Raw genomic sequence first — 15,498 nt, forward strand, 5'->3', positions numbered from 1 at the left:
CTGTGAGTCGTCTAATGAATATTTCTAAGGAGTTGACTTTCAATGAAGTGGGTTCGCCAATGGTCACTAACGGTTAAACTGGTTACATCGCTTGTTCTCGTCCTTACCTTACTATTCGGAGCATGGATAACCATCAATCTCGGACAAGTGAAAAATCTGAGTATGCATAATGGTGAACTAGAGGCAGAGATTGCTGGTGAACAGTTCGCAACGCAGATTAAGAACAAACTAGTCGCTAACGAAAATATGTTGAAAGCCCTTTCTATTTTGCTGATGGATGCGAGAGAGCATCAGACTTACTCGCGTGAGCAGGTCGTGGCCCTCTTTGAGAAGATGCTGGCAGCAGATGAGAAGGTTCTAGCTATATACACACTATGGGAACCGAATCAATTTGATGGTGCAGATGCTCGTTATAAGAATATTAATGCTTATCATGATGCTACAGGCCGCTTTATTCCATATGTTGTTCGCAGTGATAACCAAATTATTGTCGATCCACTCGTGGATTATGAGCAGCAGGGAGCAGGTGATTACTATTTATTGCCGAAACAGACGAATAAGACTACGCTCGTTGAGCCCTACAACTATCAAGTCGGCAACAAAACGGTACTAATCACTTCGCTAGTACTGCCTATGTTGGATGAGTCAGGCGCCTTTGTAGGAATAGTCGGAGTGGACTTTTCCTTGGATTCTTTACAGACAGAGGCATTAGCTTACTCGCCAATGGGTGGGCACGTGAATATCATTTCCAATTCAGGAGTCTATATTGCCAATTCAAACAGCGCAGATCAAGTGTCACAGACCTATTTGGATGGTCCGGAGAAGCAGCAGCTCTGGGAGGACGTCGTACAGGGCGCAAGAAATTCCGGCTATACGAGCAATGCTAAAGGCGACGAGGAATTGAGAGTGCTTCTTCCGGTAAAGCTGCAGGCTGCTAACGAAGCCTGGTATGTGGAATCGGTCATACCGCAGTACAGCATTCTACAGCAATACACCAGTGAGCGGCTTAAGTCAATTATCATAGCGTTATCTTCGCTGCTTATTACCGCTTTTATTGTATACCTTTGCATTCGATTCATGGTTACACGCCGATTGGGTGCCTTTAGTGAGAAGTTTAGATTAATGTCAGAAGGTGACTTCACCCAGACCATCAAGATTCGTGCGGCGGACGAGCTTGGCGAGATGGGAGAACGATTCAACGCCATGTCTGGCGAGCTTCGCAGCATGTTCAGACAGGTATCTGATCTATCGTTATCTGTAGGTGCTACTTCAGAGCAGCTGACAGCTGGTGCCGAGCAGACGGGCCAAGCTGCCGAGACCATTACCCAATCCATTCAGGAGGTTGCCGGAGGCTCAGAACAGCAACAGCAGGCCAGCGGTCAGATGATGCGAGCCATTCAGGAGATGTCTGTTGGCATTCAGAAAATAGCTGAGGCATCCTCGTATGTCGCTGGGGCTGTGGAGGAGGTTCAGACTCAGACGGTGCAGGGTAATACTCAGATTCATCAATCTGTAGCACAAATTCTCCAAGCTCAAGAGCGTGTAGTCCAGTCCGAGGAAGCGCTGCGCTCTCTAGAGCAGAAGTCTCAGGAGATTACTGGGATTATTGACTTAATCACTGTAATCAGCAACCAGACAAATATGCTGGCATTGAATGCAGGTATTGAGGCGGCACGAGCTGGTGAGCAGGGTAAGGGGTTTGCGGTAGTAGCCAATGAAGTACGGAGACTGGCTGAGCAGACAAAGGATGCAGCTAATCAAATTCGCACGGTCATGGTGGAGATGCAGTCAGAGACAGCACAGGCTGTGACGGCGGTAGGGATGAGTACGGCTGAGGTCAAGCAAGGTACACAGAGTGTGCAGGAGAGCGGACGTATCTTTGCTCTCATCACGGATGAGATGGCGAAGGCCACGGAGCAGGTACAGGAGGTATCAGCGGCAGCTGAGCAGATGATTGCCAGTGCAGAGAGCGTAACGCAGACGACCGAGCACTTGGTGCATATCGCTAAGGATGCTGCTGACAACTCCCAGCAAGTGGCCGCGGCATCCGAGCAGCAGTTGGCTTCAATGCAGGAGATTACTTCTGCAGCGGAGAGTCTTAGCTCTATGGTGCAGGAATTAATGACAAGTGTGACCCGGTTCAAAATCTAATCCGCATAACTAAATTGTATAGCTGTACTAATATACACAAGCAAGTGGCATGACTCTCTAGCGGAGGCCCACTTGCTTGTGTTATTTTGTCCCCTATATATTATGTAATACTCGGCAAATATCGTGGCAAATACTCTGATGCATGTACATATGTCCACCCCCCGCACACAGTTCCGAAAAGGCTGCAGTAAAAGATACAAACAGCAGGATATGGTGCCTTGACACCCCTATACTGCTTTGCTAAGATAAGCAATAATATAATTTCAGAAGCTTTCAAAATGTCCGTCACAGGCACACATTTGTGTGAGAGTATAGAACTTTTAAGGAGGAACAATCGGGTGTGGGAAGATAAGTTTACAAAAGAAGGCTTAACCTTCGATGATGTATTGCTGGTACCGCGTAAATCTGAGGTATTACCTAAAGAGGTGGATATTTCAAGTCGTCTAAGCGACAAGGTTAAGTTGAACATGCCGCTGTTAAGTGCCGGAATGGATACCGTTACTGAGGCGGCATTAGCTATAGCTATCGCCAGAGAAGGTGGCGTCGGCATTATTCATAAGAATATGACTGTTGAGCAGCAGGCAGAGGAAGTAGACCGCGTTAAACGCTCCGAGAGCGGCGTTATTACGAATCCATTCTCATTGACTCCAGACCACTTAGTGTCAGATGCTGAGGTCGTTATGGGCAAGTTCCGTATCTCCGGTGTACCGATTGTTAATGAGCAAAATAAGCTTGTAGGGATTTTGACGAACCGCGATCTGCGCTTCATTCATGATTATTCTATTAAAATTAGCGATGTAATGACCAAGGAAAACCTGGTTACTGCTCCAGTAGGGACAACCCTGCAGGAAGCTGAAGGAATTCTCCAGAAGCATAAGATCGAGAAGCTGCCATTGGTCGATGAAGACAATAATCTTAAGGGTCTTATCACCATTAAGGATATCGAGAAGGCCATCCAGTTCCCGAATGCGGCAAAAGATTCGCAAGGACGCCTGCTTGTAGGTGCTGCAGTAGGAATTTCCAGCGATACCTTTGACCGGACTGCCGCTCTAGTTAAGGCAGGTGTTGATTTGATCGTAGTAGACTCTGCTCACGGACATCATATCAACATCATTGATGCAGTCAGAAAGCTTCGCGCAGCGTATCCGGATCTTACGATTGTAGCAGGTAACGTGGCAACTGGAGACGGCACACGTGAATTGATCGAAGCTGGCGCCTCGGTTGTCAAAGTGGGCATCGGACCAGGATCGATCTGTACGACGCGTGTAATCGCAGGTATTGGTGTACCTCAAATTACAGCTATCTACGATTGTGCTACTGTAGCTCGTGAGTATGGTATTCCAATTATCGCTGATGGCGGTATCAAGTACTCTGGAGAGATTACCAAAGCATTGGCAGCTGGCGCATCGGCAGTTATGCTGGGTAGCTTGTTCGCAGGTACGGAGGAAAGCCCAGGTGAATCTGAGATTTACCAAGGTCGTCGTTACAAGGTTTACCGTGGTATGGGCTCTGTAGGAGCTATGAAGCAAGGAAGTAAGGATCGTTACTTCCAGGATGATGACAAGAAGCTCGTGCCAGAAGGAATTGAGGGCCGCGTAGCCTATAAAGGTCCATTGTCTGAGACAGTACATCAGCTGCTGGGCGGCTTGCGCTCAGGTATGGGATACTGTGGTACACCTAGCATTGAGTCACTGCGTAACGATACACACTTCATTCGGATCACTGGAGCTGGTCTGCGTGAGAGCCATCCGCATGATGTACAGATTACGAAGGAAGCTCCTAACTATTCCTTGTAATACGAATTAATTCCTATATCACCAAAGACAGGTTAAGCAGATTCGCTTAGCCTGTCTTTTTTTGCTGTATGGCCTGTGATAGAATAGACAAGTACTAAGTTATTAAGTTGGCATGACTGGGAGTTCTAACGACTACTGCCAGCGAACAAATGCAACACACCTATGATGAATGATAAGAACGGGCGTTAGCTCAGACATAGATAATATAGTGAAATGATATGGAATCAAGCGTTTTTGACAGCATAATTGGCTTAGACAACCCATGAAGTACCTGGCATATGCGGCATTATAGGTAGGGTTGAGTATGAGAGGAGTTCGTAACCGTTGAAAGAATTGAAATCATTGAATGTGAATCGTGACATGAAGAAGAGCAAGCGTGCCAAGGCTGGCAAGCTGGCGAAACAAAGCGCTGCTGCACTAGTAGCTCTTAACCTCCTGTATGGAGTGGCTTTACCGTCTGTAAATGTACTTAACCCGGCTTTTGTAGCTGCTGCTGAAGGAACAGCGACTGCCTCTACGACTGCCCTGGTGGGGCTTGGCGGCATTAAGACACCAGATCTGGAGCTCAGCTCAGCGATCCTGATCGAGCCTACTACAGGACAAGTTATTCTGTCCATGAATCCGGATCAGCCTTTGCCGCCGGCAAGTATGACCAAAATGATGACGGAGTATATCGTAGCTGAACAGGTGAAGCAGGGGAAACTAAGCTGGGATACGGTAGTCACCGTTGGTGAGAATGCTGCCAAAAGTGTGGGTTCACGCATCTTCCTTGCAGAAGGAGATCAACATACAGTCCGGGATCTATATATCGCTATGGCAGTCGGTTCGGCAAATGATGCAACGGTTGCCTTGGCTGAGCAAGTGGCAGGCTCTGAGGAGAACTTCGTGGCTATGATGAACGAAGAAGCCCAGCGCATGGGGATGACGAATTCATACTTTATTAATTCAACGGGCCTTGATAAGAAAGATATGCCTGCGAAATATCAGCCTAGCACAGACCGCGAGACAGTAATGACAGCACGTGACGTGGCTACCCTGGCTGGTTATATTGTACGTGATCATCCAGATTATACCGAATTTACAACGATCCAGTCTCATCAATTCCGAGAGAAAGATACAGCGCCAATCATCAACTGGAACTGGATGCTGGAGGCTAATAAGGACATTCGCAACTTCAGGCAATATGCGTATGAAGGCCTGAACGGTATGAAGACGGGACATACAACTGCAGCTAAATACTGTTTTGCAGGCACAGCCGTACGTGATGGAATGACGCTCATTAGTGTAGTTATGGGGGCTAAGACCGAACCGAAGCGTTTTACAGAGACACGTAAAGTACTCGACTACGGCTTCAATAACTTTGAGATCAAACAGGTGGTAGCTCCAAAATCCGTCGTTCAAGGCGTGGAGAGCGTACCTGTTACCAAAGGTAAAGAGAAGACGGTTGGTGTCGTCACAAGTGATGCTGTGAGCTTCATTGTTCCTAAGAACGCGGCCAATCCGCAGCTTACTTTTTCGACGAATATTACACCTGAGGATCAGTTGGTTGCGCCTTTGACACAAGGTGCCAAGGTTGGAACTGTAACCTACTCCTATAAGACAGATGGGATGGAGCAGGCACAGGAAAAGACAGTGGATCTGATCACGACAGCTACCGTGGAGGAAGCGGGTTGGTTCAAAATGTTGTTCCGTGCCATTGGAAGCTTCTTCGGGGATCTATTCGACGGGATTAAGAATCTCTTCTAGCTTTGAACTGTGGATTTTTGTTGTGATTTTAATCCTATTCCAGTAGAATAACAAGTTAGAATAATACACAAGATCATTGTGTTAACGCACAGTGAATGTATAGGTTACATGAGCTTACAATTCTTCTATGGTAGAACCATAACACAGGAGGTCAGGTATGGAAACGGGAACATCGCGTGTAAAAAGAGGTATGGCGGAAATGCAAAAGGGTGGCGTCATTATGGACGTCATGAATGCTGAGCAGGCAAAAATTGCTGAGGCTGCGGGTGCCACTGCGGTTATGGCTTTGGAGCGTGTCCCATCTGATATCCGTGCAGCTGGCGGGGTAGCTCGTATGGCTGATCCTACCATTGTGGAAGAGGTTATGAAGGTCGTTACCATTCCCGTCATGGCGAAGGCGCGGATCGGGCATTATGTAGAAGCAAAGGTGCTTGAGTCTCTGGGCGTCGACTATCTGGACGAAAGTGAAGTCCTCACGCCAGCAGACGAGGTATTTCATATTGATAAAAAAGAATTTACTGTTCCATTCGTATGTGGCGCGAAGGATTTGGGTGAAGCACTGCGTCGGATCGGTGAGGGTGCCTCGATGATTCGTACAAAGGGTGAGCCGGGTACTGGTAACATCGTAGAAGCAGTTCGTCATATGAGATTCATCAATAGTCAGATCCGCAAGGTACAGAATATGTCCAAGGACGAGCTGTATGCCGAAGCCAAAAATCTGGGTGTTGCCTATGAACTCTTGTTTGAAGTACATGAGAACGGCAAACTGCCTGTGGTGAATTTTGCAGCTGGTGGTGTAGCAACTCCAGCGGATGCAGCGTTGATGATGCATTTGGGTGCTGATGGGGTATTTGTTGGTTCCGGCATCTTCAAATCGGACAGCCCTGAGAAATTTGCACGTGCTATCGTGGAAGCGACCACTCATTATACGGACTATAAGCTGATCGCTGAAGTGTCCAAGAATCTGGGTACGCCAATGAAGGGCATTGAGATCTCCAAGCTAGCTCCACAAGACCGCATGCAGGACCGCGGCTGGTAAGGAGAGCGGGTTCATGAAGATTGGAGTACTGGCGCTGCAGGGCGCTGTAGCAGAGCATTTGAAGAGTATTTCGTCTGCAGGTGCAGAAGGAATTGCCATCAAGCAGATCGAACAATTAAGTGAGATAGCTGGGCTTATCATTCCTGGTGGAGAGAGCACTACGATTGGCAAGCTGATGCGGAAGTACGGTTTTATCGAAGCGATCCGGGAATTCTCGGGGCAGGGCAGGCCGATATTCGGCACCTGTGCAGGTCTAATCGTACTGGCCAAGGACATTGAAGGAAGCGAAGAACCACATCTTGGACTGATGAACATCACTGTAAGCCGTAACGCCTTCGGTCGCCAACGCGAGAGCTTTGAGACAGATCTGGACATCAAGGGGATCGAGCAGCCTGTACGTGCGGTGTTCATTCGTGCTCCACTCATTAGCCAGGTAGGTGAAGGTGTAGAGGTGCTGTCAGAGTACCAAGATGAAATCGTTACTGCGCGTGAAGGGCATCTGCTGGCGTCGTCATTTCACCCGGAGCTGACTGACGATTATCGGCTGCACCAGTATTTCGTGGATATGGTCAAGCAGCAGAGTATGTAAGATGCATATGAAAGCATAGGCATGTCAATCAAACCAACCTTGACCCTTCATTCTGACTCCTTAACTCGGTACAAGCCTCTTGGAGCCGATTAAGGCATAGGATTAGCCAGAGAAGATGTTTCTGCTGGAGGGTCAGGGTTTTTGTGTAGGAGGGCTATTCGTGTTAGATGTCAAAATATTGCGTAACGATTTCAGCCGTGTAGAACAAGCGCTGCAGAATCGCGGCAAGTCGCTGGAGCTCATTAGTGGTTTCCCGGAGATGGATACGCGGCGCAGAGAGCTGCTGCAGGAGAGTGAGGCGCTCAAGAACCGTCGAAATACGGTCTCTGGTGAAGTAGCTAAGCTCAAGAAGAACAAGGAAAATGCAGATGAGCTAATTCTGGAAATGCGTCAGGTATCTGATCGCATCAAGGAGCTGGATGATCAGGTCCGTGAGCTGGAGGAGCAAATCGAAGAGCTTACCATGGCGATTCCTAACCTGCCAAGCGGAGATGTTCCTGTAGGCGCGTCCGAAGAAGAGAATCAGGAGGTTCGTCGTTGGGCGGAGCCTAGAGTGTTTGACTTCACTCCCAAGCCACATTGGGAAGTTGCACAGCAGCTTGGTATCCTTGATTTTGAAGCAGGTGCCAAAGTAACAGGTTCACGCTTCACCTTTTACAAAGGGCTGGGTGCACGTCTGGAGCGAGCGCTGATTAACTTCATGATGGATCTGCACAGCACGGAGCATGGCTACGAAGAGATGCTTCCACCATATATCGTCAATAAAGACAGTCTGTATGGAACAGGACAGCTTCCCAAGTTCGAAGAGGACCTCTTCAAACTCCGGGATACCGAATATTATCTGATCCCTACAGCTGAGGTACCCGTAACCAACTATCACCGTGAAGAGATTATGGATGCAGAGGAGCTTCCTAAGCATTATGTTGCCTATAGCTCTTGCTTCCGCTCTGAAGCTGGCGCAGCTGGCCGTGATACCCGTGGATTAATCCGTCAGCATCAGTTCAATAAGGTGGAGATGCTGAAGCTGGTTCACCCGGAGACCTCTTACGATGAGTTGGAGAAAATGACGGCAAATGCTGAACGTGTACTTCAGCTATTGAACCTGCCATACCGCGTATTGTTGCTGTGCACAGGGGACATGGGGTTCAGCTCTGCGAAGACTTACGATCTTGAAGTGTGGCTGCCTGAGAGCGGTGTGTATCGTGAGATTTCCTCTTGTTCGAATTGCGAGGATTTCCAGGCACGTCGTGCCAACATTCGTTTCCGGCCAGAGGCCAAGGCGAAGCCGGAGTTCCTGCATACACTGAACGGCTCTGGATTGGCAGTAGGACGCACGGTAGCGGCTATCCTGGAGAATTACCAAGAGGAAGATGGCTCTGTTCGCATCCCAGAAGTGCTACAGCCTTATATGGGCGGAGTACAGGTCATTTCCCCACGTTAAGAATAATTGCATTTCTCAATAACTTGTGGTAAAATAATTTTGTTGCGCTCTTGTGAGAAGTCAACATTATGTTTTACCTACTCGGAGAGGTACCGAAGCGGTCATAACGGGGCGGTCTTGAAAACCGTTAGGGGGCAACTCCACATGGGTTCGAATCCCATCCTCTCCGCCATATTATATAAATACAACTACTTGAATTGGATTGAGACCTTATACATGAGTGTGAGGAGGATGCCGTTTAAGTAGTTTTTTTGTATTTGCAGGGGATCACTCTATGATGGAGGTTAAGGGTTATGCACACAATTCAAAAGTTATTTGATCATATGGATTGGGCCAATCTGCGATTGCTTGAGGCATTGCGAGTAGCCACACCCGCTGAGGCAAGTAAAGCTGCAATTCTGTTTCGACACGTGCTCCAGGCGGAGAGCATTTGGCTGACAAGGCTTCAGGGTCAAAGTAGCAAGGGAATTGCAGTATGGGTCCATGAGGCTGACATGGATACTTGTGAGGAGCTAACCAAGGCCAACCGAGAGGGATTTCAGGCTTTGCTGGGCGCATTATCAGAGGATGCATTGGATTTGCCTGTAGAATACGCCAGTCAGAATGGCACACCTCATAGGACATCTACCCGTGACATTTTAATACATATTGCTCTGCATGGTCAGTACCACCGAGGACAAATCAACGCTATGCTTCGTACGGTTGGGTTGGAGCCGGTGCCTATGGACTATATTTTATATTCGCGAATTGCTCCACAATAACGCCATGCATACAGGGGGAATACCAGACGTTACTTCGAGTCACTCACCCGGTTGATCGTCTCCAAGAAGAGGATAAGAATCAGCTCTAGCCGGGATCAGGAGAGAATGTATATATTTCGCCTCTTTGCCGCACCTTATCAAGACGGAGGAGGTGCTAACATGAATAAAGAACTAAACATAGACCAACAGCAGTTAGTTCAAGCTTGGCAAGAGCGCTTGCCTGAGTTGTTGCATCCAGGAGATCATTCGCTGGTCGCGGCAGATGAGGCAAATGGTAAAGCGCTGCGCATTCATATTGATGCTAATGGGCGTCAAAGCTATTCATTGGACTTCGCCTGTACGTACGTAGATACACGCGAGGTGCAGGTCCAACTCGTCGATGTTGAACGGGATGGACAGACGATTGATGAGCGGGGAGATTATGTTCAGGAGCTCGCTGATCATTACACGAGACATATTCATCAATGCGCCCAAGCATTGCAACAGATTACGAACCCCTAGTTAAAATGCGCGACCGTCTACCAGTATAAGAGGTGGAAGTAGCGTGCAAAGAAAGCCTTGAAGAAGTGAAGCGTTCTTAATAACGAAGGATGTCCAATTGATGGAACTTCAGATGTCCAATCCGATGGAACATTTAATGGAATGGAAAGGATGTGTAGCGAGCATGAGCAAAGCCAAGCAAGGCCTGGACAAAAACCTGAGCAATGTAGTGCAGGACCTGAATACTACCCGTGTGAATTCTCATCACGCACAGCAGCTTCAACAGGATCGCAATGATCGCAGACATCAGGACGCTCTGAACCATGATGAGACTGAGGATATGAACCCAAGTCATTCCTGAAGGCACAGATGAACAAGCTCTCCGATAGAGGGATAAGTAGTTCATAAGTTCAGAACATCGATCTGCTTGAGATTCAGATACGTACTATACTGATCAAGTAGACGGCGTCCATGACAAAATACATCTGTGTGCTTCAACTATGTTTGCATAAGGAGGTATAAAGGATGAGCAAGCCCAAAGCAGTACCAGTACCGGAAGCTCAGGACAATAAGTCCAGAAGAAATGACGACCGAAGCGGTGGCATGCAGGAGCCGTTGTCGGGCTCCAAAAAGGTGAAAAATCGCAACCATGTCGACCATCTGAATCCGCAAGGTTAGTACCTTAACCGAATCAGATTACATGTGTAATGATCTGGGACGTAGTATTAGCTGAAAGTGTTCTATGCTTCGAATTTGACCTATTTAAAATAACAGCGTGCGAAAGGAACTCTGATTAGTCCACATACTAATCAGGGTTGTTTTCTGTTCCATGCGTTAATATACACAAAGCTTATGTCTCAGGTATCAATTTCCCTTTAAAGTGTTTCAATACCTCGCTAGTTAGGTTATGATTAAGGTGATATGTGTTATATTGATGAACAATCGATAAATACATATCTATTTTTTTGAGGGGTTAATACGAGGGGAGAGACAGAACTTAGCATGAACAGAAAATGGACAACATTGGCAATGTGTGCGCTACTGGTCTTCATGTTGGCACTTGTAGGCTGTGCTAAAAAGCAGGAGCCGAAGGAACTGATTAACTCAGTTGTAGAGAAGACGAGCACAATGACTTCCTATGAGATGGCTACAAAATTGACTATTAATGACCTATCCTTCACTTCACCAGCGCTGGAGAACGATCCAACAGCTGGCATGATGATGAGTATGCTGAAGGATGCTGAACTTACAGTGAATGGCGTCTACCAGCTGGAGCCAGCACAGACGGAAGTAACAGTAGGTATTCATCTGAAGGGTGATATGGCAACAGAGCTTACGATCCCTATGGTAGTAACCCAAGATAAAATGTATGTGAAAATCCCAAGAATTCCGATGCTGCCAATGCCGGAGACGGTTGTAGGCAAGTTCCTGGAGCTGGATCTGAAGGAGCTGGCGGAGCAAAGCGGTGGCGAGTTCACTGCAGGATCAGTGGATCAAGTCCAAGCACAGAAGCTTGTGAATGAACTGTCTACTGCTGTACTTGCAGAGTATGATCAAGATACCTATTTCAAGGACATTGATCCTAAGGATGCTGCTCTTCCAGAGGGTGTAAATGCCAAGCAAGTCGTGCAATTCAGTGTGACTAATGATAACGTTCAAGAGACACTGAATATTTTCATCACAAAGGCACTTCCTAATGTGCTCGATATTCTAGCTAAGGAAGAGTACAAAGAGCTACTCCAAGGAGATCAAGCTGAGATTGTAAAAGCCAAGGAAGAGCTCCAAGCCAATAGCGGAGAGATCACCAAGCAGCTTGATGAGCTGAAGAAATCGCTGAAGGTGAATCAGTTCGACGTTAACACTGCGGTGAACAGCGACGATCTGCCGATCTATCAAGAAATGAAAGCAAATCTGGAGTTTAATGATGCAGAATCCCAAAGCAATGTGAAGGTTGCCTTCACGGGTACATCCCAATACTCCAAGATTAATGAGAAGCAGACCTTCGTCATTGGCATTCCAACGGGTGATGACGTAATCACGATGGAAGAGTTCCAACAACAAACAGGTGCAGGCTTCTAATATCAGCTTCATCATAATAAACTGACAACAGATCGTGTAGCTAGTTCTCTTGCGTTTGAGAGGATCCTCTTACATCTGTTGAAAACAAAAAGCAACGCCCGACCATGCCAATGATATGCATGATACGGGCGTTGTTTTTGTGTACAGGGAATTCATGCTAATGCATGCTAAGCAAGAGCGAATGAGGCTACCCTTGCAAATAATCCAGCTCATCATCTACCATAACAGAGAATCTGCGATGATCCTGCCACTCACCATGAATCTTCAGATAGCGACGCGAGATACCTTCGCTCTGAAAACCAGCCTTGAGCAGTACTCGCTGCGAGGCTTCATTATGCAGAAGTGTACAGGCTTGAAGTCGATGAAGCCGCAGGGCGTTGAAGCCATATTGGACAATAAGCTTTAGAGCGGCTGTCATATGGCCTTTTCCAGCATCCCCCTGATTGATGAAGTAGCCAATATCGGCGTATTGGGCAACGCCCCGAACGATATTGGATATGTTAATCTGCCCTATTAATCGCTCGTCCTTCAAATCAAACAGGCCAAACAAACAACCCCGGTCCGCCGCGGCATCATCAAGACGTTGCTGAAGGAACCTTTGTTGGCCGTCTAGGGTAAAAAAGGATTCCTCCCGGATCGGCTCGTAGATCGCATGCGCCTCTCTATTGTTGATGCGAAGCTCCAGCAGTCTGTGTGCATCGTCTAGCTGAAGCTGGCGCAAAAAGATTCCTTGGGGGGTGTTATATAAAGTAATAGTCATACTGGATCGCCTCCTTTAGTTTTTTTGCGTAGCTGTCGAAAAAAATCAGTAAGCAAAGAGGAGCAGTCCGACTGAAGTACATTCGGAATCACCTCTGTCTGGTGGTTAAAGCGAGGTTCCTGTAACAGGTTCATCAGCGTTCCTGCACAGCCAGCCTTCGGATCTGTTGTTCCATAGATGACTTGGGGCACTCTGGACTGCACGATGGCTCCTGCACACATAGGGCACGGCTCTAACGTTACATACAGACGGCAATCCAGTAGACGCCAAGCGTCCAAATGCTCACTAGCCTGGCGAATGGCAACAATTTCTGCATGGGCTGTGCCATCTTTTGTCGTCTCGCGCAGATTATAGCCGCGTCCAATAATCTCATTATTATGCACAATGACAGCCCCAATGGGGACCTCGCCAAGCTCCTGTGCTTTTAAAGCTTCAGCTATCGCCTGTCTCATCCAATATTCATGATTATGCTCTTGCTCCATGATGCTTAATGTGGGCCCCTTTCTCCAACGGTTATTCGACGAACAGATATTCCGTTGTTAACATGATGTGCATAACTCTGTGTATAAGTCTGAATTTATACACAGAGTTATGCACAATCCGTTAATAATTTTGTGGATTTGTGTATAATATGTGGATGAAATCCTTCTTTATTGTAGTCAATGCCAGAGTTAATGACAATACCAAGTGATCCCGGCTGAAATAACACCTTCTTTTCTTTTCAAAATGCTGTAAAGCGGTTATGATGGAATTACTATTGCCAGTTATCCCCATAACCCGTTAAGGGGTGAACTTTCAGTGTGTCGATGAAAATAAAACTAACTCTAATTATGTCAGGTTCTGCACTATTGATTCTGTTGTTGAACATTGCGCTTAATCTCTATTTATTGAATGAGAACGAACGAAGGGCTGTTGAAGTACAGCTGCATCAACTGGCAGAGCAGCTTAGTCACGCTGCCAACGAGAGTGGAAATTATGTGAGTGATAACATTGTAGCGCATACGGTGGAAAGCGATCCAAGAATTCTGGAGATTACGGGGGTGCGCGCACAGCAGCTTTTGGAGGGAACAGCGAACGATAGCTCTTTGGCCGTAGCCTTCGGCAATTATGAGCAGGGTACTCTAAGTGATGAAAGATCTGCCATTGAGGAGGCTGTTCGCACCTCCAATATGGTATTCCAGTACAGTGGCTGGGGGCAGAATCAAGTCGTCAAGATCTTCTATCCGTTCTATTCCAATACCTTCGAGGCATATGTCATCCGCATCATGGCGGATAACTCTCAAGTGGCTATCATGGTACAGGAGCAGCTGCTGAGCATGGTAGTTATCTCATTAGTATTACTTGAGGTCATTATTATCGGCAGCTACTTCTTGGCCGGAATGATTATTAAGCCAATTCAGGGTATTCTCGGCAAAGTGAATGAGATGGCGGCAGGGCAGTTTGATACGCGTCTGACGATTCGTAGTCAGGATGAGCTGGGACAGCTGGGAAGCCGTATTAATGTCATGGCCAACAATCTAAGCCTGTATACCCACCGTCTGGAGCAAATGAACGAGGAGAATCGCAAGGTCAAGGATTACCTGGAATCGGTCATTAATCAGACTGCTGATGCTATTCATGTGACGGACGCCAACGGGATTGTCGTGCGTGTCAATCGGGCATTCGAACAGCTATATGGTTGGCGACAGCAGGAGATTCTGGGCAAGCAATTGGACTTCATTCCGGAGGAATTGAAGGAAGAGCATATGCAGCAGCAGCATAGATTGCTCGAAGGGCATCAGATTCATTCGTATGAGTCGGTGAGATTACATAAGGATCGAAGTCAGGTCGAAGTGAGTATCAGTATTTCTCCGATTCATGATGAGAATGAAGGGATAACGGGCTACATCAGCGTCTCCCGGGACATTACCGGGCACAACCGAATGGAGGAGCTGCTCCGTCGCTCCGAGAAGCTGAAGACGGTGGGCCAGCTAGCCGCCGGGGTCGCACATGAGATTCGTAATCCGCTCACGACATTGCGAGGCTTTCTGCAGCTTCAGCAGCAGACAGATCGCTTGAATGCAAAGCATGTAGACCTTATGCTATCGGAGCTCGACCGTATTAATCTGATCGTGGGTGAGTTTCTGATTCTGGCGAAGCCGCAGGCGGTTCAATATCAGAAGCTGGATATTCGATATGTACTGGGCGATGTGGTATCTCTTTTGGACAGTCAAGCTCATCTGCATGATATCCAGTTTGAGCTGGAGATCAGTCTGGCCTGCGCTATGGTCTATTGCGAGGAGAATCAATTGAAGCAGGTATTCATTAATCTTCTGAAAAATGCCATTGAAGCCATGCCAAGGGGAGGAATCATCCGTATTAGTTTGTTCTCTTTACCGGGAAGCGTTACAATCAAGATCAAGGACCAGGGTCCAGGCATCGCGCCTGAGATTCTGGCGAAGCTGGGTGAGCCCTTCATTACCAGCAAGGCTTCGGGGACAGGGCTAGGACTAATGGTGAGCCAGCGTATTATTCAGAATCATCAGGGTACGCTGGAGATTGAGAGTCATTCAGAGGAAGGAACAGTTGTTACCGTGCATCTGCCCGAGGCCCAGAGACATTCAGCTTCTAAGCTGGCAGGTCCTGCAGAGGGTGAGAATGAGATAGGAGTGTAGAG

General features: G+C 47.4%; 14 protein-coding genes and 1 tRNA gene. 13 read left to right on the forward strand and 2 right to left on the reverse strand.

Annotation, left to right across the window (positions count from 1 at the left end):
• Positions 1-42: 42 nt before the first annotated feature.
• The 12 genes from MKX74_RS00400 to MKX74_RS00455 all read left to right on the forward strand — a co-directional run bounded on the left by MKX74_RS00400 (position 43) and on the right by MKX74_RS00455 (position 12,082).
• Positions 43-2,151 carry a methyl-accepting chemotaxis protein gene (locus MKX74_RS00400; RefSeq protein WP_341177165.1) on the forward strand — a complete coding sequence of 703 codons (2,109 nt, stop codon included), beginning with the start codon at positions 43-45 and terminating at the stop codon, positions 2,149-2,151.
• Positions 2,152-2,489: 338 nt separating this feature from the next.
• A complete protein-coding gene (gene guaB / locus MKX74_RS00405; RefSeq protein WP_018888131.1) occupies positions 2,490-3,947 on the forward strand; it encodes an IMP dehydrogenase in 1,458 nt (485 codons plus the stop codon).
• A gap of 360 nt (positions 3,948-4,307) precedes the next feature.
• Positions 4,308-5,693 carry a D-alanyl-D-alanine carboxypeptidase family protein gene (locus MKX74_RS00410; RefSeq protein ID WP_341180494.1) on the forward strand — a complete coding sequence of 462 codons (1,386 nt, stop codon included), beginning with the start codon at positions 4,308-4,310 and terminating at the stop codon, positions 5,691-5,693.
• A gap of 157 nt (positions 5,694-5,850) precedes the next feature.
• Complete coding sequence (gene pdxS, locus MKX74_RS00415) at positions 5,851-6,732, forward strand: pyridoxal 5'-phosphate synthase lyase subunit PdxS (RefSeq protein ID WP_018888129.1); 882 nt, start codon at positions 5,851-5,853, stop codon at positions 6,730-6,732.
• Between the two features lie 13 nt (positions 6,733-6,745).
• The gene (gene pdxT / locus MKX74_RS00420) at positions 6,746-7,321 is read left to right on the forward strand and encodes a pyridoxal 5'-phosphate synthase glutaminase subunit PdxT (protein WP_018888128.1); all 576 of its coding nucleotides are present in this window, start codon (positions 6,746-6,748) and stop codon (positions 7,319-7,321) included.
• 160 nt (positions 7,322-7,481) lie between these two features.
• The gene (serS, locus tag MKX74_RS00425; RefSeq protein WP_018888127.1) at positions 7,482-8,762 is read left to right on the forward strand and encodes a serine--tRNA ligase; all 1,281 of its coding nucleotides are present in this window, start codon (positions 7,482-7,484) and stop codon (positions 8,760-8,762) included.
• An 83-nt stretch (positions 8,763-8,845) separates the two neighbouring features.
• Positions 8,846-8,934, forward strand: a tRNA-Ser gene (locus MKX74_RS00430).
• A 121-nt stretch (positions 8,935-9,055) separates the two neighbouring features.
• Positions 9,056-9,523, forward strand: coding sequence for a DinB family protein (locus tag MKX74_RS00435; RefSeq protein WP_018888126.1), 468 nt, complete (start codon positions 9,056-9,058; stop codon positions 9,521-9,523).
• Positions 9,524-9,682: 159 nt separating this feature from the next.
• Positions 9,683-10,024 carry a hypothetical protein gene (locus tag MKX74_RS00440; RefSeq protein WP_018888125.1) on the forward strand — a complete coding sequence of 114 codons (342 nt, stop codon included), beginning with the start codon at positions 9,683-9,685 and terminating at the stop codon, positions 10,022-10,024.
• A gap of 124 nt (positions 10,025-10,148) precedes the next feature.
• Positions 10,149-10,364 carry a hypothetical protein gene (locus MKX74_RS00445; RefSeq protein WP_341180681.1) on the forward strand — a complete coding sequence of 72 codons (216 nt, stop codon included), beginning with the start codon at positions 10,149-10,151 and terminating at the stop codon, positions 10,362-10,364.
• 164 nt (positions 10,365-10,528) lie between these two features.
• Entirely contained in the window at positions 10,529-10,681 is a 153-nt protein-coding gene (locus MKX74_RS00450) for a small acid-soluble spore protein P (protein ID WP_018888123.1), read from the forward strand.
• Positions 10,682-11,005: 324 nt separating this feature from the next.
• Positions 11,006-12,082 carry a hypothetical protein gene (locus MKX74_RS00455; protein ID WP_341177166.1) on the forward strand — a complete coding sequence of 359 codons (1,077 nt, stop codon included), beginning with the start codon at positions 11,006-11,008 and terminating at the stop codon, positions 12,080-12,082.
• Between the two features lie 187 nt (positions 12,083-12,269).
• Here MKX74_RS00455 and MKX74_RS00460 read toward each other — a convergent pair whose 3' ends face one another.
• Positions 12,270-12,842, reverse strand: a complete 573-nt coding sequence (locus tag MKX74_RS00460) for a GNAT family N-acetyltransferase (RefSeq protein WP_341177167.1) — start codon at positions 12,840-12,842, stop codon at positions 12,270-12,272.
• A complete protein-coding gene (gene tadA, locus MKX74_RS00465) occupies positions 12,839-13,324 on the reverse strand; it encodes a tRNA adenosine(34) deaminase TadA (protein WP_018888120.1) in 486 nt (161 codons plus the stop codon). Before tadA ends, MKX74_RS00460 begins: the two co-directional genes overlap by 4 nt.
• Before the next feature lie 348 nt (positions 13,325-13,672).
• On the opposite strand from tadA, the gene MKX74_RS00470 reads away from it, so the two are divergent.
• Positions 13,673-15,496, forward strand: coding sequence for an ATP-binding protein (locus MKX74_RS00470; protein ID WP_341177168.1), 1,824 nt, complete (start codon positions 13,673-13,675; stop codon positions 15,494-15,496).
• Positions 15,497-15,498: the final 2 nt, after the last annotated feature.

The organism is Paenibacillus sp. FSL K6-1230, assembly GCF_038002385.1.
Taxonomy (GTDB): domain Bacteria; phylum Bacillota; class Bacilli; order Paenibacillales; family Paenibacillaceae; genus Paenibacillus; species Paenibacillus massiliensis.